Source organism: Pantoea sp. DY-17 (assembly GCF_019795975.1).
Classification (GTDB): Bacteria; Pseudomonadota; Gammaproteobacteria; order Enterobacterales; family Enterobacteriaceae; genus Pantoea; species Pantoea leporis.
In genome coordinates this window covers 339,512-364,307 of the sequence record NZ_JAIMIG010000004.1, presented here as the reverse complement: position 1 = coordinate 364,307, position 24,796 = coordinate 339,512, and the positions used below count along the sequence as shown (strand labels likewise).

30 protein-coding genes are annotated in these 24,796 nt (G+C 55.8%); 21 read left to right on the top strand and 9 right to left on the bottom strand.

What is annotated here, in order from left to right:
- The 4 genes from fliQ to K5Y33_RS18525 are packed head-to-tail and all read right to left on the bottom strand — an operon-like array spanning position 1 to position 2,237.
- On the bottom strand, positions 1–273 hold the full coding sequence (gene fliQ, locus K5Y33_RS18540) for a flagellar biosynthesis protein FliQ (protein ID WP_168197468.1): 273 nt from the start codon (positions 271–273) through the stop codon (positions 1–3).
- The gene (gene fliP / locus K5Y33_RS18535) at positions 270–1,037 is read right to left on the bottom strand and encodes a flagellar type III secretion system pore protein FliP (RefSeq protein ID WP_222234852.1); all 768 of its coding nucleotides are present in this window, start codon (positions 1,035–1,037) and stop codon (positions 270–272) included. Before fliP ends, fliQ begins: the two co-directional genes overlap by 4 nt.
- Positions 1,037–1,402: a flagellar motor switch protein FliN gene (fliN, locus tag K5Y33_RS18530; protein WP_137386526.1), complete on the bottom strand. Its 366-nt coding sequence runs from the start codon at positions 1,400–1,402 to the stop codon at positions 1,037–1,039. The genes fliP and fliN overlap by 1 nt, the downstream gene beginning before the upstream one ends.
- Position 1,403: 1 nt before the next feature.
- Entirely contained in the window at positions 1,404–2,237 is an 834-nt protein-coding gene (locus tag K5Y33_RS18525; RefSeq protein WP_255610366.1) for a FliM/FliN family flagellar motor C-terminal domain-containing protein, read from the bottom strand.
- Positions 2,238–2,777: 540 nt separating this feature from the next.
- Between K5Y33_RS18525 and K5Y33_RS18520 the strand changes: the two genes are divergently transcribed.
- The 9 genes from K5Y33_RS18520 (at position 2,778) to K5Y33_RS18480 (ending at position 11,615) form a co-directional block, all read left to right on the top strand.
- Positions 2,778–3,773, top strand: a complete 996-nt coding sequence (locus K5Y33_RS18520; protein WP_246862537.1) for a sigma-54-dependent Fis family transcriptional regulator — start codon at positions 2,778–2,780, stop codon at positions 3,771–3,773.
- Between the two features lie 17 nt (positions 3,774–3,790).
- Positions 3,791–4,132, top strand: coding sequence for a flagellar hook-basal body complex protein FliE (locus K5Y33_RS18515; RefSeq protein ID WP_137386523.1), 342 nt, complete (start codon positions 3,791–3,793; stop codon positions 4,130–4,132).
- A 13-nt stretch (positions 4,133–4,145) separates the two neighbouring features.
- The gene (fliF, locus tag K5Y33_RS18510; RefSeq protein ID WP_222234848.1) at positions 4,146–5,750 is read left to right on the top strand and encodes a flagellar basal-body MS-ring/collar protein FliF; all 1,605 of its coding nucleotides are present in this window, start codon (positions 4,146–4,148) and stop codon (positions 5,748–5,750) included.
- Positions 5,728–6,768, top strand: coding sequence for a flagellar motor switch protein FliG (locus K5Y33_RS18505; protein WP_137386521.1), 1,041 nt, complete (start codon positions 5,728–5,730; stop codon positions 6,766–6,768). The genes fliF and K5Y33_RS18505 overlap by 23 nt, the downstream gene beginning before the upstream one ends.
- A 3-nt stretch (positions 6,769–6,771) precedes the next feature.
- On the top strand, positions 6,772–7,440 hold the full coding sequence (gene fliH / locus K5Y33_RS18500) for a flagellar assembly protein FliH (RefSeq protein WP_222234846.1): 669 nt from the start codon (positions 6,772–6,774) through the stop codon (positions 7,438–7,440).
- A 128-nt stretch (positions 7,441–7,568) separates the two neighbouring features.
- The gene (fliI, locus tag K5Y33_RS18495; protein ID WP_222234844.1) at positions 7,569–8,882 is read left to right on the top strand and encodes a flagellar protein export ATPase FliI; all 1,314 of its coding nucleotides are present in this window, start codon (positions 7,569–7,571) and stop codon (positions 8,880–8,882) included.
- A gap of 8 nt (positions 8,883–8,890) precedes the next feature.
- On the top strand, positions 8,891–9,334 hold the full coding sequence (fliJ, locus tag K5Y33_RS18490) for a flagellar export protein FliJ (RefSeq protein ID WP_222234842.1): 444 nt from the start codon (positions 8,891–8,893) through the stop codon (positions 9,332–9,334).
- Positions 9,331–10,716, top strand: coding sequence for a glycosyltransferase family 2 protein (locus tag K5Y33_RS18485; protein ID WP_222234840.1), 1,386 nt, complete (start codon positions 9,331–9,333; stop codon positions 10,714–10,716). The genes fliJ and K5Y33_RS18485 overlap by 4 nt, the downstream gene beginning before the upstream one ends.
- Positions 10,713–11,615, top strand: coding sequence for a hypothetical protein (locus K5Y33_RS18480; protein ID WP_222234839.1), 903 nt, complete (start codon positions 10,713–10,715; stop codon positions 11,613–11,615). Before K5Y33_RS18485 ends, K5Y33_RS18480 begins: the two co-directional genes overlap by 4 nt.
- Positions 11,616–11,860: 245 nt before the next feature.
- On the opposite strand, the gene flgN is transcribed toward K5Y33_RS18480, so the two are convergent.
- The 3 genes from flgN to flgA form a co-directional block, all read right to left on the bottom strand.
- Entirely contained in the window at positions 11,861–12,292 is a 432-nt protein-coding gene (flgN, locus tag K5Y33_RS18475) for a flagellar protein FlgN (protein WP_137386516.1), read from the bottom strand.
- Positions 12,289–12,567 carry a flagellar biosynthesis anti-sigma factor FlgM gene (gene flgM / locus K5Y33_RS18470; protein WP_137386515.1) on the bottom strand — a complete coding sequence of 93 codons (279 nt, stop codon included), beginning with the start codon at positions 12,565–12,567 and terminating at the stop codon, positions 12,289–12,291. Before flgM ends, flgN begins: the two co-directional genes overlap by 4 nt.
- A gap of 74 nt (positions 12,568–12,641) precedes the next feature.
- Complete coding sequence (gene flgA / locus K5Y33_RS18465) at positions 12,642–13,406, bottom strand: flagellar basal body P-ring formation chaperone FlgA (protein WP_137386514.1); 765 nt, start codon at positions 13,404–13,406, stop codon at positions 12,642–12,644.
- 84 nt (positions 13,407–13,490) lie between these two features.
- Between flgA and K5Y33_RS18460 the strand changes: the two genes are divergently transcribed.
- The 12 genes from K5Y33_RS18460 to K5Y33_RS18405 all read left to right on the top strand — a co-directional run bounded on the left by K5Y33_RS18460 (position 13,491) and on the right by K5Y33_RS18405 (position 23,263).
- Positions 13,491–13,841 (top strand): flagellar basal body protein, encoded by a 351-nt coding sequence (locus K5Y33_RS18460; RefSeq protein ID WP_222234837.1) that lies wholly within the window; start codon positions 13,491–13,493, stop codon positions 13,839–13,841.
- Between the two features lie 2 nt (positions 13,842–13,843).
- Positions 13,844–14,269, top strand: a complete 426-nt coding sequence (gene flgC, locus K5Y33_RS18455; protein WP_137386512.1) for a flagellar basal body rod protein FlgC — start codon at positions 13,844–13,846, stop codon at positions 14,267–14,269.
- Positions 14,270–14,271: 2 nt separating this feature from the next.
- Positions 14,272–14,982 carry a flagellar hook capping FlgD N-terminal domain-containing protein gene (locus K5Y33_RS18450; RefSeq protein WP_222234835.1) on the top strand — a complete coding sequence of 237 codons (711 nt, stop codon included), beginning with the start codon at positions 14,272–14,274 and terminating at the stop codon, positions 14,980–14,982.
- An 11-nt stretch (positions 14,983–14,993) separates the two neighbouring features.
- Positions 14,994–16,184 (top strand): flagellar hook protein FlgE, encoded by a 1,191-nt coding sequence (gene flgE / locus K5Y33_RS18445; protein ID WP_222234833.1) that lies wholly within the window; start codon positions 14,994–14,996, stop codon positions 16,182–16,184.
- Between the two features lie 2 nt (positions 16,185–16,186).
- Complete coding sequence (locus tag K5Y33_RS18440) at positions 16,187–16,918, top strand: flagellar basal body rod protein FlgF (RefSeq protein WP_137386509.1); 732 nt, start codon at positions 16,187–16,189, stop codon at positions 16,916–16,918.
- Between the two features lie 14 nt (positions 16,919–16,932).
- Entirely contained in the window at positions 16,933–17,718 is a 786-nt protein-coding gene (gene flgG / locus K5Y33_RS18435) for a flagellar basal-body rod protein FlgG (RefSeq protein WP_222234831.1), read from the top strand.
- A 53-nt stretch (positions 17,719–17,771) separates the two neighbouring features.
- Complete coding sequence (gene flgH / locus K5Y33_RS18430; RefSeq protein WP_222234830.1) at positions 17,772–18,452, top strand: flagellar basal body L-ring protein FlgH; 681 nt, start codon at positions 17,772–17,774, stop codon at positions 18,450–18,452.
- A gap of 61 nt (positions 18,453–18,513) precedes the next feature.
- Complete coding sequence (locus tag K5Y33_RS18425; protein ID WP_246862565.1) at positions 18,514–19,578, top strand: flagellar basal body P-ring protein FlgI; 1,065 nt, start codon at positions 18,514–18,516, stop codon at positions 19,576–19,578.
- Positions 19,579–19,872: a rod-binding protein gene (locus tag K5Y33_RS18420; protein WP_137386505.1), complete on the top strand. Its 294-nt coding sequence runs from the start codon at positions 19,579–19,581 to the stop codon at positions 19,870–19,872.
- Positions 19,873–19,936: 64 nt separating this feature from the next.
- Positions 19,937–21,307, top strand: a complete 1,371-nt coding sequence (gene flgK / locus K5Y33_RS18415; RefSeq protein WP_222234828.1) for a flagellar hook-associated protein FlgK — start codon at positions 19,937–19,939, stop codon at positions 21,305–21,307.
- A gap of 10 nt (positions 21,308–21,317) precedes the next feature.
- On the top strand, positions 21,318–22,226 hold the full coding sequence (locus K5Y33_RS18410) for a flagellin/flagellar hook associated protein (RefSeq protein ID WP_222234826.1): 909 nt from the start codon (positions 21,318–21,320) through the stop codon (positions 22,224–22,226).
- 5 nt (positions 22,227–22,231) lie between these two features.
- Positions 22,232–23,263 carry a hypothetical protein gene (locus tag K5Y33_RS18405; protein WP_222234824.1) on the top strand — a complete coding sequence of 344 codons (1,032 nt, stop codon included), beginning with the start codon at positions 22,232–22,234 and terminating at the stop codon, positions 23,261–23,263.
- Between the two features lie 2 nt (positions 23,264–23,265).
- Here the strand turns inward: K5Y33_RS18405 and K5Y33_RS18400 are convergent, their stop codons facing one another.
- Positions 23,266–23,730, bottom strand: coding sequence for a hypothetical protein (locus tag K5Y33_RS18400; RefSeq protein WP_222234822.1), 465 nt, complete (start codon positions 23,728–23,730; stop codon positions 23,266–23,268).
- Positions 23,705–24,640: a transcriptional regulator gene (locus K5Y33_RS23770; protein WP_222234820.1), complete on the bottom strand. Its 936-nt coding sequence runs from the start codon at positions 24,638–24,640 to the stop codon at positions 23,705–23,707. The genes K5Y33_RS18400 and K5Y33_RS23770 overlap by 26 nt, the downstream gene beginning before the upstream one ends.
- Positions 24,641–24,796 lie beyond the last annotated feature (156 nt).

The window sequence follows — 24,796 nt, the reverse complement described above, 5'->3', positions numbered from 1 at the left end:
TTAGCCTACTAGCTGCGCGGCTTGCTGAAAGATCAGCTGGGTGAAATCGATCAGCTGCGTCAGCATCCATTTACCGGCAAACACCAGCACCAGCAGCGTCATGATCAGACGCGGCAGAAAGCTCAGCGTCTGTTCGTTGATCTGCGTGGTGGCCTGGAAAATACTCACCAGCAGGCCAGTGATCAGACTGGGCACAATGGCAACCGCAGAGATCATCAGCACCAGCTTCAGGCCCTGCGCCAGAATGTCGCCGGCAATGTCGATATTCATCATAATCCCAGCCCCTGCACGCTCTGCGTCAGCGTGCCTACAATCAGCGACCAGCCGTCACACAGCACAAACAGAATCAGTTTGAACGGCAGCGAGACAATCAGCGGTGACAGCATCATCATCCCCATCGCCATCAAAATACTGGCGACGATCAGGTCGATCACCAGGAACGGGATGTAGATCATGAAGCCAATTTTAAAGGCGGTTTTCAGCTCGCTCAGCACAAAGGCCGGCGCGATGATAGTGAGATCCTGCGCTTCCGGCTCGCCGGTCGCGTTCGCAATGGTCATGATCTGCGCCAGCGAGGTGCTGTGAGTTTGCGACAGCATGAACTTTTTCAGCGGCACCTGACCGGTGCTCAGCGCCTGTTGCAGGCTGATTTCATTGTTCTGATATGGGACAACCGCGTTGTCATAGACGTTGGTCCACACCGGACGCATCACCAGCAGCGTCAGCACCAGCGCGATGCCGGTCAGCACTTTGTTCGGCGGGCTTTGCTGCAGGCCAATTGCCTGACGCAGCAGAGCCAGCACAATGATAAAGCGGGTAAAACAGGTCATCATCAGCATCATGATCGGCAGCAAGCCGAGCAGCGTCATCAGAATCAGAATTTCAACTTTTACGCTGTACTCCTGGCCGCCATTGGCGGAGGGCACAGCCGAGAACAACGGCAGTCCGTTCTGTTCTGCCAGTGCCAGTGTTGGCGCCAGCAGCAGGCCAGCCAGCGCCAGCCCTCCTTTCATCCAGCCGGAATTGCGCATCATCATTAGCCCGCCAGTTCGCTAAGATCGCTGTTGTTGAACTCAATCAGGCGCAGACCATATTTGTCGTTCAGCACCACCACTTCGGCTTTACCAAACAGAATGCCGTTCACTTTCACGTCCAGCGGTTCACCGGCCAGCTTATCCAGTTCAATGACCGAATCGTTGCCCACGCCAATCAGGTCGGCGAGAGAGATCTCTACTGACGCCACTTCCAGCGTCAGCGTGACCGGAATGCGGCTGAACAGCGCGAGGTTGCGCGGTGCGTCACGCGTGACCGCAGTAACCGGCTCGGCTACTTCCGTTTCAGGCTGGTTTTCCAGGTTAAAATCGAGGTCCAGCGCAGTGGCTAAATCATTTAAATCGCTCATGTTATTCACTCGTACGGTCACTGAATTCGGAGAAAAAGAGTTTGCCGCGCTCTTCGCAGATTACGGCGCTAAACAACGGTTGATCGCCCACCAGCAGTGGAATGCGGTCATTCATGGCAAAGGGCAGGACATCGTCCGGCTTCAGACGTGCCAGGTCCGCTACCGTCATTGGCAGCGTGGCTAAGCGTCCGCGCAGGCGCACCGGCAACTGCTTAAAGCTGTGTGGACGGGTCGGCACCGGCGTGTTGCGATTCGCCTCGGCAGGTTGGCGCAGCGTGCTGAGTAAACGGTCAACGTGCGCAGCGTCCAGCAGCAGCGAGAACTTGCCATTGCTGTAACCGTCAAGGAAGAAATCCACACGATAAGACCATTGGGTTAATAACGATGCCGGGTCCGGTTTAATGGTCAGCGCTTCGGTAAATAACTCGTCACCGCAAATTAAATGCACCAGCTCGCTGGCCAGTTTCATTTGCAAACGCTCTTCCGTTTTGGTTACCGGAAAATTATCGGCCGTTAACTCATGCTGGTCGTCGCGTGATAATCCGTAATAGTCGTGTAAAATATTCAGTAATAAGGCGCGGTCGAGGCGAAATGCCAGGTTGCCCAATTCACTGCTGAAAATGGTGGCCTGCTTAACCGCACAATCCATCTGAAATTGCATATCGCGCAAACTGACATCAACACGAAACTTCTTCAGAAAATAGATACCCAGCTTGGCGTCTAAGCGATCGCTATTATCTTTAAATACTTTCGGCACCTTGTGATAAGGGCGACCGAGTTTATTGACTTCCAGTTTCATCAGCTCAGGCTGATTCTCTGCGGTATAGATTCTCATCCGATTGGATTTCGTGCGCATCTTCATGCTTCCGTTTGTCAGGGCGAGCCTGTCTTTAATAGAATGAATGCGATCCCGCTAGCGATTCAGCTTATCAGCCACATCTTAAATATTAAGGATTTGCTGATATAGGAATCTTCTAATCTTTTTAAGCGAGATGTTTTCTCTGATGCAAATTAAAACGTTTCTGTCTGATTAAAACAAGATGAGAAAACTTATTAATCCATTAATTGAAAACCGCGATTAAGATTAATTAAATTAGCTAAGCTGCTAATAAACATAGATTAATGTTTTAATATTGCGAAGATGCTAGCCAGGAATAGTCCGATACGTATACTCAGCGCACAACACAGGCGGAACCAGCAATTCGGCATCTTTACCTGGCTTGAGATAAGCCGATTCTTAATAACGAATAGTCTGGCTTTCACCTTAGGGCTACGTATGAAATGTCATGCGTAATAAAGGCCGATCTTCTCTTTATATAGATGAGCCTTTTATTTGGTGTTCAGGAATTTTTTCATTATGAATAGGGCTGACTCAATGCAAAAGAATAACGATGACCGTTTTATCGCTCAGGCATCATCGAGTGTGAATCTGTTTGCACTGGCGCAACGTGTAGCAAAATTCAATGTGCCGGTATTAATTACCGGTGAAACGGGCACCGGTAAAGAGTGTGTGGCGAAATATATCCATCAACACGCATTCCCCGCTTCGGCACCTTATGTGGGGGTTAACTGTGCGGCGATTCCAGAAAATATGCTGGAAGCGATTTTATTCGGTTATGAAAAAGGCGCGTTTACCGGTGCGGTGAGTAGCCAGCCCGGTAAGTTTGAATTAGCCAACGGTGGCACATTATTACTGGATGAAATCGGTGATATGCCATTAGCGCTGCAGGTTAAATTGCTGCGCGTATTACAAGAGCAGGAAGTTGAGCGCCTCGGCAGCCATAAAAAGATTCCGCTCGATATCCGTTTAATTGCCTCAACGAATAAAGATTTGGAAGTGGAGATCGCCGAAGGGCGTTTCCGTCAGGACCTGTTCTATCGCCTGTCGGTGGTGCCAATGCACATCACGCCGCTGCGTGAACGTACCGCAGACATCCTGCCGTTGGCCGAACGCTTTATCGAAAAGTATAAGGCTTTTGTTAAACATCAACCGCGCATCACCGAATGTGGTCGCCAGGCGCTGGAAAATTACAGCTGGCCGGGCAACGTGCGTGAGCTGGAAAACATCATGCAACGCGGCCTGATTATGTGCGCCGATGGCGATCTGCACGCAGGTTGCTTCAACCTGAAAGTCAGCACCACCTTGTTGCCCGAAGTGATGGTGCAGCCGCTGGGCGATGCCGCCAACGCCGACGAATGCCAGATCAAGAGTCACGGTCGTCGCGCCGAATCGCAATACATCCTTGATTTGCTGAAACGCCATCAGGGAAACAAATCCAAAACCGCCGAGTTTCTTGGCATTACTCCACGCGCACTGCGCTATCGACTGGCCTCCATGCGCGAGCAGGGCTTTGACCTCGGCTGCGCCTGATAAAAGAGAACGACACAATGTTAGACAAACTTCCCGCTATCGGCGTGCAGGGCAACATGATGGCCGAGATGCAACGTATGCAGCTGCAGGCGCAAACCAGCCCTATCGCGCCGGCCAGTCAAATGGCTTCGCTTAGCACCCCGAGTTTCACCGAGGTGCTGAAGGGGTCCATCGGCAGCGTTGATCGCCAGCAGCATGTCGCGTCTGAGAAGCAAACGGCCATTGATATGGGCCTGAGCGATGATTTGAGTGGCGCGATGATTGAAAGTCAGAAAGCCAGTGTGGCGTTCTCGGCGCTGATGCAGGTACGCAACAAGCTGCAACAGGGCTTCGATGAAGTCATCAATAGCCCAATGTAAATGGAGTTGAGACGTGCTGGATAAATTACAAGCGCTGCTGCCTGCGAACCTGCAAGCCACAGTGAAAAAATGGCTGCTGCCGGCGGCGATTGCGGCAGTCATCACCGCGGTGATCGTGGCACTGCTGTGGCAGAGCAATAACAAGTGGACCACGCTGTTCGGCACCCAGGAGAACCTGCCGATGTCCGACGTGGTGGCCACGCTGAGCGGTGAAGGGCTGAAATATCGCGTTGCGCCCGACAGCGGCATGGTGCTGGTGCGCGAAGGTGATTTGCCCAGGGCGCGCATGGCGCTGGCCGCTAAAGGCATCCGCGCAGCCACGCCTGACGGCTACGAGCTGATGGATAAAGAAGAGATGCTCGGCAGCAGCCAGTTCGTACAGAACGTGCGTCTGCGCCGCAGCATGGAAGGCGAACTGGCCCAGAGCATCATGGCGCTGGACAGCGTGGATTTTGCCCGCGTGCATCTCGGCATTTCGGAAACCAGCTCGTTTGTTCTTTCCAATAAACCAAACAGCACCGCTTCCGTGGTTCTGCGCCTGAAATATGGTCGTCAACTCAGCGACGAACAGGTTGGCGCGGTGGTGAGTCTGGTGGCGAACAGCGTGCCGGGCATGAAGGCCGAGTTGGTTAGTGTTGTCGATCAACAAGGCGCGCTGCTGTCGGCGAATATCGCTGACCAGCTGAAGGGGCGTACCGGCCTGCGTAACAGCGGCGAGATGGTGCAGCAGATGCGTGAGCAGGTAGAACGCAACATCGCCAACCTGCTGGTGCCGGTGCTGGGACATGAAAACTTCCGCGTGAGCGTGGTACCGCGCGTTGACTTCAGCCAGGTCGAAGAGACGCAGGAACGCTTCCTTAACGAACCGCGCGTGGCGAGTGAGCAACTGGCGCAGGACAACACCACCGAGCAGCTGGCGGTCGGTATTCCGGGGTCGCTCAGCAACCGTCCGGCCAATGCACCCGCGCAAAACAACGCACAACCGCAGATGTCCTCGCGTAATCAGGCACAGCGCCAGTTCAACTGGGATCGCGATGTTCGCCATATCAAACATCAGGGCTATCAGGTGCAGAAACTGACCGTGGCCGTGGTGCTGAATCAAAACGCGGCGGTGGTGCAGGGCTGGACGGCGGATAACCAAACGCAAATCAACGCCTTGTTGACCAAAGCGGCCGGTATCGATAGCGAGCGCGGCGATGAGTTATCGCTGGCACTGCTGGCCTTTAATCAGCCGGAAGTGCCGCCCGAAGCTGCGCTGCCGTGGTGGGAACGCGACAGCACGCTGCTGTGGGCAGAGCGCGGCGGCATTGGCCTGCTGGCACTGCTGGTGATTCTGTTTGGTCTGCTGCCGATGATGCGCCGTGTGGCGCGCCAGCCGGCCGTGAACGAGGCGCCTGACGCCAGCGCCGCGCTGCCAGCAACCGTGGCCGAGGCGGAAGAGGATACACCGGTATTGCCGGGCAACAGCTTTAACGGCGACGACAACTTACCGCCGCAGAGCTCTGGCCTGGAAACCAAAATCAATCATCTCCAAAACCTGGCGCAGAGCGAAACCGATCGCGTCGCCGAAGTGTTGAAACAATGGATCAGCAGCAATGAGCGAAGCAACAGAAAGTAAAAATAGCAAAAGCAGCGACCAGACCACCAAGGTGCGCTCGCGTCTGGAGCAGGCCGCCATCGTGCTGCTGAGCATCGGCGAAGAAGCCGCTGCGCAGGTGATGAGCAAGATGAGCCGCGAAGAAGTGCTGCGCCTGTCGGAAACCATGGCGCGCCTGCACGGCGTCAAGCTGACGCATGCCCGCCTGGCGATGAACAATTTTTTCCAGGAATACCGCGAACAGAGCGGCATTAACGGCGCGTCGCGCAGCTATCTGCGCAACATCCTTGAACGTGCGTTGGGCGGTGAAATCGCCCGCAGCGTCATTAACGGCATCTACGGCGATGAGATTCGTCATCGGATGGCGCGGTTGCAGTGGGTCGATACGCCGCAGCTGGCGGCGATGATCGCCCAGGAACATCTGCAGTTGCAGGCGGTTTTTCTCGCCTTCCTGCCGCCGGATGTCGCCGCTGGCGTGCTGGCGCAGCTCGACGAATCGCGTCAGGACGAAATTCTCTATCGCGTGGCGCGTCTTGATGACATCAACCGCGATGTGGTGGATGAGCTGGATCGCCTGATCGATCGCGGCGTGGCGGTGCTGTCCGAACACGGCTCGAAAGTGCAGGGCATGCGTCAGGCCGCCAACATCGTTAACCGCATCAGCGGTAATCAGCAGGCGCTACTGGCGCAGCTGGAGATGCGTGATGAAGCGGTGGTGGATGAGCTGAAAAGCGAAATGTACGAGTTCTTTATCCTCAGCCGCCAGAACAGCGCAGTACTTGGGCGTCTGCTGGAAGAGGTGCCAATGGATCAATGGGCGGTGGCGCTGAAAGGCACCGAGCCGATGTTGAGCCAGGCGATTTACGATGCCATGCCGCGCCGTCAGGTGCAGCTGCTGCAGAACACCACTTCGCGCCTCGGTCCTGTGCCGATCAGCCGTATTGAGCAGGTGCGCAAAGAGATCATGACGCGCGTGCGTGAACTGGCGGAAAGCGGCGAGATCCAAATTCAGCTGTTTAGCGAACAAACGGTGGAGTAAGCGATGACCAGCAAACAGATGCGTTTGCATCAGTTTCCCCCGCTGCGCAAAGCCTGGCAGCGCAGTGACGAATCCGGCGTGCCTGCTGACGCGGCGACGCTGCAACAGCAGCTGATGGATGGTTTTCAGCAGGGCATCAGCGATGGTTTTGCCCAGGGTTTAGAGCAGGGCAACAGCCAGGGGTATGAGGAAGGCGTGGCGCGCGGGCGTGCTGAAGGTAAGCAGCAGGGTTTTGACGCTGGCAAGCAGCAGGCGCTGGAGCACTTTCTCAGCGCCGGGCAGCCGCTGGATGCGTTGAGCAGGCAGTTACAGCAGCAGCTGGATGAACACGAAGAGCGCCGCAAAAGCGAACTGTTAGCGCTGGTGGAGAAAGTGACGCGTCAGGTGATCCGCGTTGAGCTGGCGCTGCAGCCTTCGCAGCTGCTGGCGCTGGTGGACGAAGCGCTGACCAGCTTGCCGGAGCGGCCGAAGCAGCTGCGGGTATTGATGAATGCGGAAGAGTTCAGCCGCATCAAAGAGCTGGAGCCGAAGAAAGTGAAAAGCTGGGGCTTAGTCGCCGACAGCGAAATGGAGCCCGGCGAGTGCCGCATTGTCACCGATGCCAGTGAAATGGATATTGGCTGCAATCAGCGGTTGAGCCAGTGCATGAGTGTGCTGCAGGAGAATTTGTAAATGCGTAGCGGCTGGATGCCCTCACCCTAACCCTCTCCCTGTGGGAGAGGGAACAAGCAGCTCCCTCTCCCGCTGGCGGGAGAGGGCTGGGGTGAGGGGCAGGCCGCACAGCACTAACAGGAACCATCATGACGCAATCCTTCAATAACCTACTGCAATCGCTGGAAAATATCCCGCTGGCGCGTGTCGCCGGACGGCTGGTGCGCGTTAACGGCATTCTGCTGGAAAGTGTCGGTTGCCGCTTAGCCGTCGGCCAGCGCTGCAACGTCGAGCAGGCCGATGGCACGCTGCTGGCCGCGCAGGTGGTGGGATTTGATCGTGATGTCACCTGGCTGATGCCGTTCAAAAGCCCGGAAGGGCTGATGGCGGGCGCCCGCGTTTTTCCCCAGGAAAAACAGAGCGACATCCTGATTGGCGAAGGCTGGCTCGGGCGCGTGGTTAACGGCCTCGGCGAAGCAATCGACGGCAAAGGCAAGCTGGGCGGCGATGATGTGCTGCCAACCCAGCCTACACAAATTCATCCGCTGACGCGTAAAGCGGTGGCGGAACCGCTGGATGTGGGCGTCAACGCCATCAACGGTCTGCTGACCATCGGTAAAGGCCAGCGCGTTGGCTTAATGGCCGGTTCGGGCGTGGGTAAAAGTGTGCTGCTCGGCATGATCACCCGCAGCACCAATGCGCAGGTGGTGATCGTGGGGCTAATTGGCGAGCGTGGCCGCGAAGTCAAAGAGTTTATCGACCACGCGCTCGGCCCGGCTGGCATGGCGAAATCAGTGGTGGTGGCCGCGCCGGCAGATGAATCGCCGCTGATGCGCATGAAAGCCACCGAGCTATGCCACACGCTGGCGGCGTGGTATCGCGATGCCGGTTATGACGTGCTGCTGCTGGTCGATTCACTGACGCGTTACGCCATGGCGCAGCGTGAAATTGCGCTGTCACTCGGCGAACCGCCGGCCACCAAAGGCTATCCGCCTTCGGCGTTTGGCATCATTCCCCGGCTGGTGGAGAGCGCGGGCAACAGCGCCTCGAACGGCAGCATGACCGCCATTTACACCGTGCTGGCGGAAGGGGATGACCAGCAGGATCCGATTGTTGACTGCGCACGTGCGGTGCTGGATGGCCACATTGTGTTGACGCGTGCGCTGGCCGAAGCGGGCCACTATCCGGCGATCGATATCGCGCAAAGCATCAGCCGTTGCATGAGCCAAATCACCGACAAAGATCATCAGCTGGCGGCGCGTACGCTCAAGCAGCTGTACGCCGATTACATGGCCATCAAACCGCTGCTGCCGCTGGGTGGCTATGTAGCAGGCGTCGATGCGCAAGCCGACCGCGCGGTGCGCTTGCAGCCGGCAATCACCAGTTTCCTGTGTCAGACGGTGGATCAACCCGCCGCGCTGGCGCAATCCATTAATGACCTGCTGGCCCTGAGCCAGGCATAAGGCAAGGCATGATCAGAAAACAAAAAATGATCGCCACCCTGACGCAACTGCGCGACATGCGCGAGCGCAAAGTGAACGATCTCAGCAGCCAGCTGGCGCAGCAAAAGCAGCTGGTGCAGCGCTATCAAAATAATATTTCGGCGCTCAATCGTTTGGGCGGCGGCACCGGCACAGAAGGGGCGAATGCCACGCAGCTCAGCAATCTGGCGCGTTATAAAACCAATATTCAGCGCGTGATTGATTGGCAGACGCAGGCGTCGGCACTGGCTGAAAAACAGCAGGATGAACTGCAAACCGAGCTAATCAGCCACGCGTGTCAGGAGAAAACCGTCTCGCTGGTGCTGGAGCAGCAACAGCAGGCGCTGGCACAGGCGCGTCAACAACAACAGCAGAAACTCACTGATGCGCAGGCCATGCAGTGCTGGCTGCGTAATCGAGGGAAATTCGCATGAGCAATCGGCTGTTTAACCAATTGATGAGCAAACGCCAGCCGCTGAAACAGGGCGAACTGCCGTTTATCAGCGTGGTGACGCCAACGTGGAATCGCCGCGAGTTTCTGCCTTATCTGCTGTACATGTTTCAGTATCAGGATTATCCGGCCGATCGCCGCGAACTGGTGATTCTCGACGATTCACCGCAGAGCAACGCCGAACTTATCGCCTCGCTGACGCGCTACTCGCCGAATCCGGAGCTGATTCGCTATTACCATCAAAGCGAACGCATGACGATTGGCGCCAAGCGCAACCGGGTGAATGAACTGGCGCGCGGCGAATACATTGTGTGCATGGACGATGATGACTTTTATCGCGCTGATAAGCTCAGTTACACCATTAACGAAATGCGTCGCCACAAGGCGTTATTTGCGGCATGTAATGTGATCCCAATTTGGTACAGCCATGTGAATCGCATCTTTATGAGCAGCGATAACGGGGCGCGTAACGTGCTGAATGGCACCTTTGCCTATCATCGTAACTTCCTGAAAAAACACCGTTACGACGATCGTGCCACCTTAGGCGAAGAGCTGGGTTTCACCAATCACTTCACCGCGCCGGTGCTGTTGCTCGATCCGTGGCGCTCGATTCTCTGCGTGTCGCACAGCAGCAATACCTTTGACAAAGACTTTGTCCTCGGCAGCTGTGAAGCCCAGCGCGTCACGCTGGATGAAGCGGTACCTGACACGTTTATGCGTAAGTTTTATCAGCGCCTGCATCAGGCACCGTTATCACAACAGCCGAACTGGGCCTTTTTCCATCGCGTGGTGCTGGTAGGCGACGACGCCAACCTGCTAACCGCATTTAGCCAAAGACTGCGGGATGCGGGTTTATCGCTGGCACAGCTGGAGCAGATTGCGCCAGTGAAAAACGATTCCCGCCTGACGCATTTGGCCGTGACGCAACGTGCCCAGCGCGAGCAGTGGCCAAACTATTTGCTGCTCGATAGCCGCCTCGATTGGGTACGTCAGCAGCGTTGCATCGATGCCCTTAATCGCCTGCTGCGCGCCCTTGAACATATTGCATGGGACGGCTTTCATCTGGCTGCCGAAATCGAGTCGGGCCATATCCTCAGCCAGCTGGAAGGCGTGGTCAGCGCCACCGTGCAATCGCTGCCGCATCTGGCCTGCTGTGTGAACCAGCAGGCGTATGCACCCTTAATCGAACGTTTACAGGATCAGCTGACAGCAGCTGGTTATCTCAATACTGCGGACCTGCGCTGGTTTGCCCTCTATCCCAGCATGTTTTTCCGCAGCGAAGATGACAATGGGCAGGCATGTACCGCGCGCTTTTTCCGTAAATTAGGTGTCGTGCCGCAGGTCGGTGCACAGGAGCAACCATGAATACCGCAAACAGTTATACCCCGGAATATGTGACTCGCCTGCAGGCGCAACCCTGGCAGTGCCGCTGCGCTGGCTGCAACGGCGAAAAACCGTTGCGGCATTTGCGCTGGCGTGAAGAGCAGCGTGCCAGCGCCGATCTGCGTTGTGATGCCGCCGCATCGGCGATTTTATTTGATGTCGATGCCTTCGCCTTACAGCATACCCTGGCTGCAGCGCAGGATGCGCCGGCACTCTGCTCGCGCTTGCAAATGCTCAATCAACAGGCGATTTTCCTGCTGGGCAACGAAGAAGCCCCGCTGGCAGAGAAGCTGTACGCGGCAGGTGTGCTGCTGAGCAAATGCCAGCAACTGCAGGAAGTGGATGAGATTCAGCAGGTGGGTGAGGAGTTGCTGGCGTTGATGAACAGCGGACTGCTGGCGGAAGCCTTTGCTTCGCTGCCGCAGATTGATGCGTATCCGTTAGCTGTGTTGCGCCAGCTGGCGCAGGTTGAGCTGGATGCGACTCTCGATCCGCTCACCGGCATGACGCTGGTAATGAAACTCAATGAATTAGCCATGCTGAGTGATGCGCAGCTGTTACCGCTGCTGGCGGAACTGCGTGAAGATGCGCAGGTGCAAACCGTCATGCAGCGGATGGCCAATGTGTGGCGTAACTATCTGCTATGGCATGCCTATCACGGCGTGTTCCCTGGCACCGCTGATGCACAGTGGGAAGCGGCGTTTCTGCAGTTGTGCCAGCGTGTATTCGGTATGCAGATGATCATCGCGCTGTTGCTCGCGGAACAGTGTGAGCTGGATGATGCCACGCTGGCCGCGCTGTTTGCCGCCTGGGAGCGTCAATCGCTGCCTGTGTTGCGCGAAGAGAATGCGCTGTTGATTGGGTTGTCGTTGTTGAAGTAAAGGACGTGGCCGACAGGGCTGGCTTAATGCCTGTCGGTTAAGCGCTGAAAAAACAAATCACTGAGCGCCGCACACAGGGTAGCGGCGCAATTCATTGTGCGATCAAGCGCGCCGCTACGAAATGGGCGGCGGTTTGATGCGGGGCTTAACCGATCGGCATTTTTGCCAATGATGGCCGCTTAATTTACCCCCATAAACAAAAAAGTCGCCAATGTGGCGACTTTTTTTATGCAACAAGCGGGAGTTTATCGTTGATAGAGGAAGTTTTGCTGGCCTTGTCCGGTCAATGATCCCAGCGTTTCCTGCTGCATAGATAACAACAAACCGTTGCGCTCATTCATCTGCTGACAAGATAACGCACTGAGCTCCAGCGTACGCCACCAGCTTTCTGCTTGCTGTGCCAGCGCGGCGGGCAGGTACGGCATAAGCTGGCTGATGCCACGGCTGTCGGAAGCCAGCTTCAGCGCCTGTAAGGTTTCGCTGCGACGCTGCGCCGAACCGTGTAACTGCTGATAAATGGCCAGCAACTGCTCATTCACAGACTGCAGGTTCATCGCATCGCAGGCGATCATCGCCTCACGCTGCTGCTGCAAAAGTGCCGTCAGCGCATCGTAGTGCTGCGTATCCTGTTTGATATCACGCAGCAGCGTTTTTACGCGTTCCGCGGTGCTGTTCATGAGCGATAAAAGTCCATCATGGCCTGCGCCAGCGTGTCGGTATCCACCTGTAAACGACCAGATTTCAACGCGTCCTGCATGGCGCTCACAAAGGTCGCGTCCACGTCTGGCATTTCACGCAGTTGTTGCTGTGCAGCCTGCATTGGGCCTTGCTCGGTTTTGTCGCTGCGTACTGCTGCGGCCTGACTTTTGGTTGCAACAGATGCGTCGTTCAGCGATGTAGTAACAGATTTAGCAACTGGCGCTATGCCAGTCTCATTACGGGTGATTTTCATTTTCTTATGTCTCGGGTCGATTACGGCATACCTGAGCACAACGACACTGCCCAGCGGAAACTTAAATTCCGCTTTTAGGGGGTGCCCGGCGCGACCAACATGCGCACCACGCCGCGATCGTCGACGCGCGCGCTCACCACGCGCTGGCTTTGCAGATTGCGCACTTTAATGATGTCGCCTTTGCGGCCTTTTTTCAGCGCTTCGCCCATCATCTTCGCCTGCACGCCATCCTGCTCGGCAATCATCACAATCTGTTGGCCGCGTTCGATCAATACCGGCTGGTCGAGATGGGCCGGCGCGATCGCCTGCAACTCACGCACACGTTTTTTCAGCGTAAAACCAACCGCCTCGTCGGGATGGGTGAGAAAGCCGTCACGCAGGCCCACAATATTGCGCTTCTTCATTTCCACATCGCTGGCCGCCAGCTGTTTGCCCCGTTCCAGCATGTTTTTCGCCACCAAAATCGGCAGATAAACATCCGGTTTTACCGTCACGGCAATTTCCCAGCCGTTGGCACCATCGCAACGAATGTCATAGCGCAGACGCGCCAGATCCCTGCGATCGCCCGCCGGCAATGCCGAGGTTAAGGGGCGCGCGCAGCGTTGGAACCGGCTGACTTCGGAAGGAATAAAGACGTTGAGCTTGCTGCTGAAATCTTTCCAGCCTTTCTGTTTAGCAATGCGCTGGATGTCAGACGTCGCGTTGGCGACGGCCTGATTATAGATCTGCTTACGTGCCGTTTGCGCCTCAGGCGCGGCAAAAATCGGTGTTGAAAAAATCAGCAGGCTGAGCGGAATCAGGCGGAAAAGCGACTTCCCGTTAAAACGCAATGTGTTCATAAAATTCTCACCAAATCAAAGATTTAAAAGTTGGCACGCTGTTTGCTTTATGGCGTGTGAATCGCAACTGATGAGGAACACCACATGGGGATAAGTTTTGACAAAGCGCTGGGGGCACATCCCGCCGCCTTACAGCTTCGACTTTCGCGAGCAGAGCTGTTAACGGCCAACCTGGCAAATGTGGATACCCCGAATTACCAGGCTAAAGATATTGATTTTGCCGCAGAGATGCAACGTTCAATGCTGAAAAGTTCGTTCACTTCTTCGCCATCAATTCAGTATCGCGTGCCGTATCAACCATCGTCCGATGGCAACACCGTGGCGCTGGACGTTGAGCAGGCCGAGTTCTCGAAAAACTCGCTGGATTACCAAACCAGCCTGCAATTTCTCAGCAGCAAATTTATCGGCCTGAAGCAGGCTATTGAAGGGAAATAATTTTGTCTTTCAACGATATCTATCGCGTATCGGGTTCAGCAATGACGGCACAAACCGTTCGTCTGAACACCATCGCCAGTAACCTGGCCAACGCGGAATCTCCGGCAGCAAGCGAAGCTGCCACCTATAAGGCGCGCCGTCCGGTGTTTGCCGCCATTTATCAGAACAGCAAGCTGATGGATTCACCGGCTTTGGCGGGTGCGCGCGTGCAGGTGTTGGATGTAGTGGAAACCGGTACGGCGGTACGCCGTTACGAGCCGGGCAACCCGCTGGCGAATGCGCAGGGCCACGTCTTCTATCCCGACATCAATACCGTCGAAGAGATGGCCGACATGATGTCGGCGTCGCGCAATTTCGAAACCAACGTGGAAGTGTTGAATAGCGTGAAAAGCATGCAGCAAAGCCTGCTGCGTCTGGGTGAGGCTTAAGTATGAGTGTGAATAACGTCAACAACAGCGGCGCGGGCGTAGAGACCTACGGCCAGACGCCGCAGAGCAACGGCGGCACCAGCAGCATGTTCCTGACCTTGCTGGTGGCGCAGATCCAGAACCAGGATCCCACCAATCCCACCGACAGCGCGGATTACATCAATCAACTGTCGATGATGTCGCAAATGGAGTCGATGCAGACGCTAACCGACACCATGACCGGCGTCTACTACATGGCCGAAAGCATGCAGGCGATGGGGATGGCGAATCTGGTGGGCCAGCAGGTGTATGCCAGCAGCAACAGCATCAAGCTGGAAGGTAACTGCATTGATGGACGCATCAATCTGCAGCATCCGGCGGAAAACGTCACGCTGCACATCAAAGACAGTGCAGGCAAAGAGGTCAAACTGGAACTCGGTAAGCAGCAGCAAGGCGATGTCGGATTCACCATCGATCCCGCCACGCTTGGCCTGGCTGATGGCGACTACACCTTGAGCGTGGTGACCGATGCCGGGGAAGAGAAGATTCCGATTGAGATCGCCGGCACCGTCAACAGCGTGCGTTTCGATCCGCAGACGGGCGCACCCATGATCAACATTCCTGGCCTGGGCGAAGTGGCTTACAACACCATTCGTCAGTTTGGCAGCAGTAAAAATCCGGCGCCCGCGCCATTTCTTTCTCCTGACGCGAATGCAGCGCGTCGTTTTTCCTAAGGGTTTTTTCCATGAGCTTTAATATTGCAACCTCTGGCCTGAACGCGGTCACTAAACAGCTTGGCGCGATCAGCAACAACATCGCCAACGGCGGCACCGCTGGCTACAAATCAATGCGGGCTGAATTCTCGTCGCTGTACGCGGGCGGCCAGGCGATGGGCGTTGGCGTGAGCAGCATCTCACAAAGCATCACCCAGAACGGTGGTATTACCGGTTCTTCACGTGGTCTGGATCTGGCGATCTCCGGCAACGGCTTCTTTATGACCAAAGATACCAGCGGCAACGTCAGCTATAGCCGTGCGGGATACATGGGCACCGACAGCCAGGGTTACATTACCAATAACCTTGGTAAACGTGTGCAGGGTTATCCCGTGGATGCTAACGGCCAGTTGCAGACCGGCGTCATTGGCGATCTGAAAATTTCTGCAGGCAGCATTCCAGCGAAAGCCACCGACAGCATGGGCTTTACCGGCAACCTGAACGCCAATGCCAAACAGCCAGAAGTCACGCCGTTCGATAAGAGTGACAGCAAAAGCTACAACAACACTTACACCAGCAAAGTCTACGATTCACTGGGTCGCGAACACACCATCGAACAGTTCTTCGTTAAAACCGCAGACAACGAATGGGAAGTGCATTATTTCGTTGATGGAAATACGGCTACGCCAGCTTCACAACCCCTGGAATTCAGCACCAATGGGGTCATCACCTCGCCAACCAGCGCCGTCAACATTACTGCCGCCATTCCGGGCGCAGATGGACTTAGCATCGCGCTGGATTATGCGGGCACCAGCCAGTACGGCTCTGAGTTCAACGTATCGAAAAACAGCCCGAACGGTTATTCCGCCGGTGAGAAAAACGGCGAGCAGATCGACGACGACGGCAAGATCTACGCGACTTATAGCAATGGCGAACGTCTGCTGCAAGGCCAACTGGTGCTTGCTAACTTCACCAACCCGAACGGCCTCAACTCTGAAGATGGCACCGCGTGGTCAGCAACCAACCTTTCCGGTCAGGCGATTATTGGTGTGCCGAAAAGCGGCCTGAACGGCGCTATCCAATCCTACGCACTGGAAGGTTCTAACGTCGATATGACGGAAGAGTTGGTCGGCTTGATGAGCGCGCAGCGTAACTATCAGGCAAACACCAAAGTCATCTCGACCAATGATTCGATGATGAACGCCCTGTTCCAGGCGCTGTAATTATGGATCGCATGATTTATACCGCCGTCAGCGGCGCCAATCGCAGCCTGACGCAGCAGATGATTCACTCAAACAACCTCGCGAATGCCAATACCGAAGGTTTTCGTGCCGATCTCGAACGCGCTACGACGCAAGCGGTCGCGGGTGGCGGTTACGACAGCCGTCATCAGGTGCGCAGTGAAAACGGTGGCATCAACATGGCGCACGGCTCACTGCAGGAAACCGGTCGCGAGCTGGATATCGGCATCAAAGGCGACGGCCTGATTGCGGTGCGTGAAGGGCGTCGTGAGCTCTACACCCGCAACGGTCACATTGATATCGATGACATGGGCAACCTGTCGATTGGCGGCAAACCGCTAATCGGTGAGAACGGCCCGATTCAGCTGCCACCGTTTTCGCAGGTAGCGATTGGCGATGACGGCACCATTACCATCATTCCGGAAGATGGCAACGTGGCGGCAGCAATGGATGTTGAGCGCATCAAGCTGGTGGATATTCCCGCCAATCAGCTGCGCAAAAACAACGACGGCTGGCTGATGGCCAATCGTCTGACGGCGCCACGCAGCGAGAACGTGCAGCTGGCGAGCCAGCATCTGGAAGGCAGTAATGTCTCGGCGGTGAATGAGATGGTGCAAACCCTTTCGCTCAGCCGCCAATTTGAAGCGCAAATCAAAATGATGAAAGCCGCAGAAACCCTCGTGCAGGCAGGCAATCGCCTGATCCGCGGCAGCTAACAGGAAGCAAAGCAATGAATCCAGCTCTTTGGGTCAGTAAAACCGGTCTGGCGGCGCAGGACGCCAAAATGGCCGCCATCTCTAACAACCTGGCGAACGTTGATACCACCGGCTTTAAACGCGATCGCGTGGTGTTTGAAGATCTGTTCTATCAAACGCAGCGTGCGCCTGGCACCCAGTTAAATCAGAACAACCAGACGCCAACCGGCATTCAGTTCGGTAGTGGTGTGAAGATCCTCGGTACGCAGAAGCAGTTCACTCAAGGCGCGATGAAAAACACCCAGCAGGAGCTGGATGTGGCGATAGCCGGACAGGGCTTTTTCCAGGTAGAAACCGCCGATGGCGACATTGCTTATACCCGCTCAGGCAACCTGAAAATCAGTGCCGATGGCGTGATGACCAACGCACAGGGCTTGTCGTTGATTCCACAGATTGAGCTGCCGGAAGGCACCAAAAATCTCACCATCGGCAAAGACGGCACCGTCAGCGCCACCGTGGCGGGCGAAACCGATCCGGTTGAACTCGGCCAAATCACCCTGGTGAATTTCGTGAATCCAGCCGGGCTGGAAGCGACCGGCAGCAACCTGTATCGCGAAACCGCCGCCAGCGGTGAAGCGGTAGAAGGCGTGCCGGGCGAAGAAGCCTTTGGCCAGCTGGAACAAGGCTCGCTGGAAGGTTCCAACGTGCAGGTGGTGGAAGAGATGGTTGACATGATCACCGTGCAACGCGCTTACGAGATGAACGCCAAAATGGTGTCGGCTGCCGATGACATGCTGAAGTTCGTCACGCAGCAGATGTAATTTTTTTTGGGCGGAAGGTGTTTTTCCGCCCATCGGGTAAGGCCATAAAAACAATGACACTGACAAAAAAACTCACCGGTGGTTTATTGCTGACCGCCGCACTGCTGCTGACCGGCTGTGAAAGCCCGGCGCTGCTGGTGCACAAAGATGACGCCGCCTTTGCGCCGCCGGAAGATCTGGCCCAGCCAGACGCCCGCGTCAGCGGAGGTGGACTTTATAACACCCAATATCAATGGTCGCTGATGCAGGATCGTCGTGCTTACCGCGTGGGCGACATTCTCACCGTGCGGCTTGATGAATCGACGCAGTCGAGCAAACAGGCGCGCACTAACTTCGGCAAAAAGAATGATGTCGAGCTCGGCGTGCCGTCGGCGATGGGCAAAACCTTTGATGATTTAAGCGGCTCGATTAAGGGCAGCCGTAACTTCAACGGTAACGCCACGTCGGCGCAGCAGAACATGTTGCGCGGGTCGATTTCCGTTGCAGTGCACAAAGTGCTGCCGAATGGCGTGCTGGCGATTCGCGGCGAAAAGTGGCTCACCCTGAATCAGGGCGATGAGTACATGCGCGTAACCGGCCTTGTGCGGGCCGATGACATTGAACGCGATAACAGTATTTCATCCCAGCGTATTGCCAATGCGCGTATCTCCTATGCCGGGCGCGGTGCGCTCAGTGATGCCAATTCAGCGGGTTGGCTCACACGCTTCTTCAACCATCCGCTGTTCCCGATTTAAGGTGAAGAACATGATCAGAATGACCGTTCGCTATCTGCTGCCGCTGTTCCTCGCGGCCGGAATGATGGCATCCAATCACGCGAAAGCGCAGGCGCTGAGTTCGCTGGTCGATATTCAGGGCGTGCGTGATAACCAGTTGGTGGGTTACAGCCTCGTCGTCGGCCTCGACGGCACCGGTGATCGCAGCCAGGTGAAGTTCACCGGCCAGTCGCTGGCCAACATGCTGCGCCAGTTTGGCGTGCAGATGCCGCCAAAAATCGACCCGAAAGTAAAAAACGTCGCAGCGGTAGCGCTGAGCGCCACGCTGCCTTCAATGTATGCACGCGGCCAGACCATCAACGTCACCGTTTCATCGATTGGCGATGCGAAAAGCCTGCGCGGCGGCACCTTGCTGTTAACGCAGCTGCGCGGTGCTGACGGTGAAGTCTACGCGCTGGCGCAGGGCAATGTGGTGGTCGGCGGGGTGAAAGCGGAAGGCGACAGCGGTTCCAGCGTCACCATCAATACGCCAACCGTTGGCCGCATTCCTAACGGCGCCTCGGTTGAACGTGAAGTGCCGAGTGATTTCCAGGACAACAGCGCGGTGATGCTGAACCTGAAGCGCCCGAGCTTTAAAACCGCTAACAACATTGCCGTGGCGCTGAATCAGGCATTTGGTGCCGGTACTGCGGTAGCGAAAAGCGGCACCAACGTTTCGGTCAACGCGCCGCACGATCCTTCCGCACGCGTGGCCTTTATGTCGATGCTGGAAGACGTGCAGATCAACGCCGGTAAACAGCCGCCGCGCGTAGTGTTCAACGCACGCACCGGCACCATCGTGTTGGGTGAAGGCATTGTGGTACGTGCCGCTGCCGTTGCCCATGGCAATCTCACCGTGACCATCGCCGAGCGCCCGAACGTCAGCCAGCCTGGCCCGCTCAGCAACGGTGAAACCGCGGTGACACCGGAATCGGATATCAGCGTCGATCGTGGTCGTGGTCAGATGGTTAACGTGCCGGCGGGCACCAGCCTGCGCAGCATTGTGAATACCATTAACAGCCTCGGCGCGGCGCCGGACGACACCATGGCCATTTTACAGGCGCTGCATGAAGCCGGCGCACTCGATGCAGAACTGGTGGTGATCTAAATGATTGATCGTATCTCAACCCCTTTTAGCCCGCTGGCCAACGGCATTGCGGGCGGCGCGAAGCCCAACAATCTGGAGCAGGCGGCCGAGAAATTTGAGGCGATGTTCCTGCGCACCATGCTGAGCGAAATGCGTAAAGGCACCGATGCGTTTGCCGGTGAAAGTGGCATGTTCAGCAGCCGCGAAGCGCGCAACCTGCGTGATTTTTATGATGATGCGCTGGCGCAGGAGCTGGCGAGTCAGCGCAGCACCGGCATCGCCAACGTACTCATTCAGCAGTTATCGCCAAAGTAGACTTAATAAACGCAGCATGAATGTCGCTCTGCCCAGGCAGAAACGGTGAATGCGAGAGGAAAACATGAGCATCATTAATATCGGTTACAGCGGCGCCAGTGCGGCGCGTATTGGCATGAACGTCACGGCGTTGAACATTGCTAATGCCGCTACCCGCGGTTACAGCCGTCAGCGCGTTGAGCAGCAGGCGATTGGCCCAATGGGCAATCAGCGCCTGGCGAGCGGCAACGGTGCGGAAGTCACGAATATCCGCCGTATGGCCGATCAATTTCGTATTGGCCAGGTTTGGCGTGCCAACACGCAAACCCGTTATTTCGACGAGGGTCAATCCTATCTCGGTGCGCTTGAGAAGCTGCTGGGCACCGACACCAGCGGCATCGGCGACGGTTTAGATAATTTCTTCAAGTCGTTGAGCGGCGCCAGTGAGAAGCCGGACAACCAGGCGATGCGCCAGGATGTGTTGACCGAAGCACGCGCGTTGTCGACGCGTTTCAACAATATCCAGTCGTTCCTGCAGAAGCAGCGCAGTAATAGCCAGCAGCAGCAGCGTGATTTGACCGTCTCAATCAACAGCGTGAGCGGCAACATCGCGGAGTACAACAAGCGCATCAAAGAGACCGAAGCGATGGGCGGCGATACCAGCATCCTGCGCGACCAGCGTGATGAACTGGTGAACGAGCTCAGCGGCTACGTCGACGTGCGCGCGCAGGAGAATGAGAAAGGCGAATACAGCTTGATGCTCCCTTCGGGTCAGCCGTTGGTTAGCGGCAGTGATGTGGGGAGCTTGTCGATGGAGAAGGACGCCAGCGGTGAGCCCTTCCTGCAGCTGAATTTTGCTGGCAGTAGTTATCAGGTGGATATGAAAACCGGTGGTGCGTTTGGCGCGCTGCATGATTATCAGGTCAATACGCTGAACGGCATTGAACAGAGCATCATTGGCATGGCGGAGTCGATGGCCAGCGCCTTTAACGATCAGTTGGCTCTAGGTTTCGATCTGAAAGGCAATGCAGGCAAACCGCTGTTTGATTTCGATATCAGTAATCCTAACGGCATGCTGCAGGTTAACGATCTCGCCTGGGATGAGCTGGCATTCTCCAGCGATGCAACCGCCACCGGCGACAATAAAAATCTGCTGGCGTTGATTGGCATTAAAACCAAAACCTTCACCATTCCGGGCATCGGCGAATCAACGCTGGATAGCGCCAGTGCGTCGCTGATCAGCACCGTCGGCATTAAAAGTCGCCAGAACCAAACCGAACTCACGGCGGCGGCTGCACTGTTAGAAGATGCGGTGATGCAGCGTGATAGTTATAGCGCGGTGAACTACGACGAAGAGTACGTTGGCCTCACTAATTATACCCAGGCCTATCAAGCGAATATGAAAGTGATTGCCACTGGCGATCAAATCTTCACCGATCTGCTGGCCCTGTTCTAAGGAAAATACCATGCGAGTGAATAGCTTCAGTTTCTCCAGCACCATGTTAAACAGCATGGGGCGCAATACGACCCAGCTCAATAAACTGATGATGCAGATTACCGAGCAGAAGCGGGTGCTTAATCCTTCTGACGATCCGATTGCCAGCACGCAGCTGTCGCAAATCCGCCGTGAACAAGTGGCGATTGGGCAGTACCAAAGCAATATCGAGCGTTTAGGCCATAGCCTGGGCCAGCAGGAAACGCTGGTCGATTCAAGCAGTAAGCAGTTACTGAACATGCTGGATAAGTTGCGCGAAGCCAACAACAGCAGTCACGGTGCAGTCGATATGGCCGGTTACGCGACCGAGCTAAGCGCCATGAAAGAGATGCTGGTAGAGCAGATGAACAGCCGTGACGAAAGCGGACGCTATCTGTTTGCCGGTACCAAAACCAATCAGCAGCCGGTAATGCGTGATGCGACGACGGGTGAATGGATTTTTGCCGGTAACCACGAAAGCAACAACACACCGGTCGCGAACGGTGTACTGATGAAATCCAACACCGATTTAGCGGCGGCCTTTGGCGATGATCTGAAGCTGCTTAACCAGCTTGAGACATTGTTAGAAAAAATGTCCGATCCGACCGTCGCACCAGAAAGTTATGCCGACGAAATGACGGCGATGATTGGTCAGGTACAGAGTACGTCCGATAATGTTGCCGCGATTTTCACCGAACTGGGTGGACGTCAGAACAATATGGCGTTGCTGCAGGATGTGCATCTGGATAGCAAAATGATCCACGATGAAGTGGCGAATGGGCTGGAAGGACTGGATATTGCCACCGCGATGACCAATCTCAACAACTACACGATGGCCACGCAATACTCCTATAAAGCTTATGGTCAGATCTCCTCACTTTCACTGTTTAACCTGGGGTAATCGACATGATGCAGGTGGAGAATCGTCTGGCGCCGGGATTGCGCGCTCCCGCGCTGCACAGCGCACCGCTGACGGCAAAAGCGCCGGTCAGCAACGTGGCCAACACCCCCCCGCGCCAGAGCAGCAACTTTCCCGATGCGCCGCTGATCTCTTCTCAGCCGCTGCGCTACAACGTTCAACTGAATCAACAGCTGACGCGCGTGCAGCAGGCCGATCATTTTTTGCAGGCGACCGAAAGTCAGCTGCTGAAGGTGAACCACGCGCTGAGCCGTCGCGGCGATCGCCAGACGGCGTTAGCCGAAACGCAGACGTTGCAGTCGCTGCTGGCACAGCGTCAAACGCTGTCCGGCGGCAGTGTGAATCGCCAGCTGCAAGTATCGCTGGAGGGGAAATCACAGGTTAATTTCCAGCTGCGGGATGGTCGGGCATTAGTGAATAATCCCCAGCCGGAACTGCTGACGTTTTCCCTTGCAGGCCAGCAGCGCGAAATCAGCGCGGCGGCGATTGCCGCCGACAGTACGCCGCAGCAAACGTTACTGAGTCTGAACCAGGCGCTGGGCAAGTGGGGCATTCACGGCAAGCTGGATGCGCAGCGCGACATCCAGTTTCAGGTCGACGAGCAGCAATGGTCACGCGTGAACCAGCATCTCAGCGTGCAGGGCGGCGGCGAACGTTACCCACAGAGCCAGTTTTTTCCGGTTAAACCGCAGGCGGAAACCACACTGGAGGATGAAGTGGCACGCGTGCTGGCGAATCCGGCACAGCTGGAATCGCTGCAGCCCACGCTCGATAGCACGCTGGAGCAGCTGACCCGGCAGCGTAAGCAGCTCGTCCGCACGAAGGCGCTGGTGCAGCAACGTGTTGATAGTATGTCGAACTTCAACAGTGTGCAGGCGGATAGCCTCGCACAGGAAGTGGCGCAGCAGTTAGGGCAGCGTAATTATGGCCGTGTTGCGGATGCGCTGGGCGCACAAGCGAACGTGCCGCGCGCCACCGTGAAAAACGTGTTGGGCAGCGCAGCGTTGCTGCGCGCCTGAGGTTAATGTTGCTGGTTGATCATCAATCCTGACGGCATCACCAGCATGCGATTGCCTTCAAACTCCACGCTATTAAAAGTGACGCCGTTGTGAGCATTAAAGTTAAAGATGCTTTTAACCAACGGCTTATCTTTACTGGCGTGCACCATCAGCGGTTGATAGCTGTAAACCACGCCGTTCCGCGTATTCGCTTGAGGAGTCAACAATATTTTGGCGAGAAATTGCCGGGTGGCGATTTCGCTGGTCAGCGTCATTAATACACTGTCAGATTTCACGGCAAAAAACGGCACATACAGCTCTCGCTGACCGTCTTCCACATCGTAAATACCCATCTCAATACCGCTACCGGTAAAATCTTCATCAAATATCGTATGACTTGACCACGGCAACCAGCCACGTACTGCTGCGGTAATCAGCAGTAACAAGGTCAGCAGCGCCAGACTAAGGGTTGCAAGACGCCATTTCATTCAGCTTTCTCTCCATCTCTTCAGTGAGCAGTTTGCTCAAGGCTTGCTGGTTATCTTCGGCATTGAACACGGTCATCACTAACTGCTGATGTGTGCAGGCGCTTTTAAGATTCAACGTCAGATTGATCACATCGCTGCTGGCGGAATAGTAGATATCCATGCGGGTAGCGCGCTGCTGCAGCGTGGTGTTCAGCTGACGCAAGGTGTTGCCAAGGAGTTCGGAGATATCTTTTTGCCGGGTGCTGGCGTCGCGCGCGGTATTGGTCAGTTGCAACAAGCGGATTTGCGTTGCGCCTTCCAGCGGCAGCTGCGCCAGATAAGGTTGCTGCTGCAGTGACGAACGCCATATCCCCACCGCGAGCGCGATGAAAATCACCAGCGTTACGCCGAACAGCGCCATCCACAGATGAGGAGGTTTAGCGGCTGGCGGCGCTGCAGGAGTAGGCGCGGCTGACGGCGTCTCGGCGACAACGATGGGGGCGTGTTCGGCAGGTAATTCCGGCGGTGCGGTGGGCGGAGGTGAAGGCGGTGTCATGCTCAGTAGCTGTAGATCGCTCTCTTCGTCATCCTCTTCATTGACACGTCGCTGGAAATGGCAAAACTCGGCTTCGAGAATATAGCCTTTCTTCGGCACGGTTTTGATAATCAGCTGCTGCTTACCATCATCTTCCAGCGCCACGCGCAGTGCATGAATGGCATTCGGCAAGCTATTGCTGCCAATGACACGACGTTCCCATACCAGCTGATTCAGCTCTTCACGCGATAAAATCTGCCCGGCATGCTGAATCAGCACCACCAGCAGTTTCAATTGATATTCACCGAGTCGCCGCTGTTCGCCGCTCTCCTGGTGGATTAATGAAGCACTGGCAATATCGAGTAACCAGTGATTGATAATGCAATCTGACGTCATCGTTACTTTATTTCCCTTGGTATGGCGGGCATTGTTATCACCATCGTCGTCGCATCGAAAAAACGGGGTTAGACGTTAGTTATTTTATTATGCAAGACTAGTCTCAAAAAGAAGTGATTTCAATGCGTTGATTTAAGAACGATGAGATTTGTTGCA

Coding starts and splice junctions, on each gene's coding strand:
- fliQ (WP_168197468.1), bottom strand. CDS start 273: ATGATGAATATCGACATTGCCGGCGACATTCTGGCGCAGGGCCTGAAG.
- fliP (WP_222234852.1), bottom strand. CDS start 1,037: ATGATGATGCGCAATTCCGGCTGGATGAAAGGAGGGCTGGCGCTGGCT.
- fliN (WP_137386526.1), bottom strand. CDS start 1,402: ATGAGCGATTTAAATGATTTAGCCACTGCGCTGGACCTCGATTTTAAC.
- K5Y33_RS18525 (WP_255610366.1), bottom strand. CDS start 2,237: ATGAGAATCTATACCGCAGAGAATCAGCCTGAGCTGATGAAACTGGAA.
- K5Y33_RS18520 (WP_246862537.1), top strand. CDS start 2,778: ATGCAAAAGAATAACGATGACCGTTTTATCGCTCAGGCATCATCGAGT.
- K5Y33_RS18515 (WP_137386523.1), top strand. CDS start 3,791: ATGTTAGACAAACTTCCCGCTATCGGCGTGCAGGGCAACATGATGGCC.
- K5Y33_RS18505 (WP_137386521.1), top strand. CDS start 5,728: ATGAGCGAAGCAACAGAAAGTAAAAATAGCAAAAGCAGCGACCAGACC.
- fliH (WP_222234846.1), top strand. CDS start 6,772: ATGACCAGCAAACAGATGCGTTTGCATCAGTTTCCCCCGCTGCGCAAA.
- fliI (WP_222234844.1), top strand. CDS start 7,569: ATGACGCAATCCTTCAATAACCTACTGCAATCGCTGGAAAATATCCCG.
- fliJ (WP_222234842.1), top strand. CDS start 8,891: ATGATCAGAAAACAAAAAATGATCGCCACCCTGACGCAACTGCGCGAC.
- K5Y33_RS18485 (WP_222234840.1), top strand. CDS start 9,331: ATGAGCAATCGGCTGTTTAACCAATTGATGAGCAAACGCCAGCCGCTG.
- K5Y33_RS18480 (WP_222234839.1), top strand. CDS start 10,713: ATGAATACCGCAAACAGTTATACCCCGGAATATGTGACTCGCCTGCAG.
- flgN (WP_137386516.1), bottom strand. CDS start 12,292: ATGAACAGCACCGCGGAACGCGTAAAAACGCTGCTGCGTGATATCAAA.
- flgM (WP_137386515.1), bottom strand. CDS start 12,567: ATGAAAATCACCCGTAATGAGACTGGCATAGCGCCAGTTGCTAAATCT.
- flgA (WP_137386514.1), bottom strand. CDS start 13,406: ATGAACACATTGCGTTTTAACGGGAAGTCGCTTTTCCGCCTGATTCCG.
- K5Y33_RS18460 (WP_222234837.1), top strand. CDS start 13,491: ATGGGGATAAGTTTTGACAAAGCGCTGGGGGCACATCCCGCCGCCTTA.
- K5Y33_RS18450 (WP_222234835.1), top strand. CDS start 14,272: ATGAGTGTGAATAACGTCAACAACAGCGGCGCGGGCGTAGAGACCTAC.
- flgE (WP_222234833.1), top strand. CDS start 14,994: ATGAGCTTTAATATTGCAACCTCTGGCCTGAACGCGGTCACTAAACAG.
- K5Y33_RS18440 (WP_137386509.1), top strand. CDS start 16,187: ATGGATCGCATGATTTATACCGCCGTCAGCGGCGCCAATCGCAGCCTG.
- flgG (WP_222234831.1), top strand. CDS start 16,933: ATGAATCCAGCTCTTTGGGTCAGTAAAACCGGTCTGGCGGCGCAGGAC.
- flgH (WP_222234830.1), top strand. CDS start 17,772: ATGACACTGACAAAAAAACTCACCGGTGGTTTATTGCTGACCGCCGCA.
- K5Y33_RS18425 (WP_246862565.1), top strand. CDS start 18,514: ATGATGGCATCCAATCACGCGAAAGCGCAGGCGCTGAGTTCGCTGGTC.
- K5Y33_RS18420 (WP_137386505.1), top strand. CDS start 19,579: ATGATTGATCGTATCTCAACCCCTTTTAGCCCGCTGGCCAACGGCATT.
- flgK (WP_222234828.1), top strand. CDS start 19,937: ATGAGCATCATTAATATCGGTTACAGCGGCGCCAGTGCGGCGCGTATT.
- K5Y33_RS18410 (WP_222234826.1), top strand. CDS start 21,318: ATGCGAGTGAATAGCTTCAGTTTCTCCAGCACCATGTTAAACAGCATG.
- K5Y33_RS18405 (WP_222234824.1), top strand. CDS start 22,232: ATGATGCAGGTGGAGAATCGTCTGGCGCCGGGATTGCGCGCTCCCGCG.
- K5Y33_RS18400 (WP_222234822.1), bottom strand. CDS start 23,730: ATGAAATGGCGTCTTGCAACCCTTAGTCTGGCGCTGCTGACCTTGTTA.
- K5Y33_RS23770 (WP_222234820.1), bottom strand. CDS start 24,640: ATGACGTCAGATTGCATTATCAATCACTGGTTACTCGATATTGCCAGT.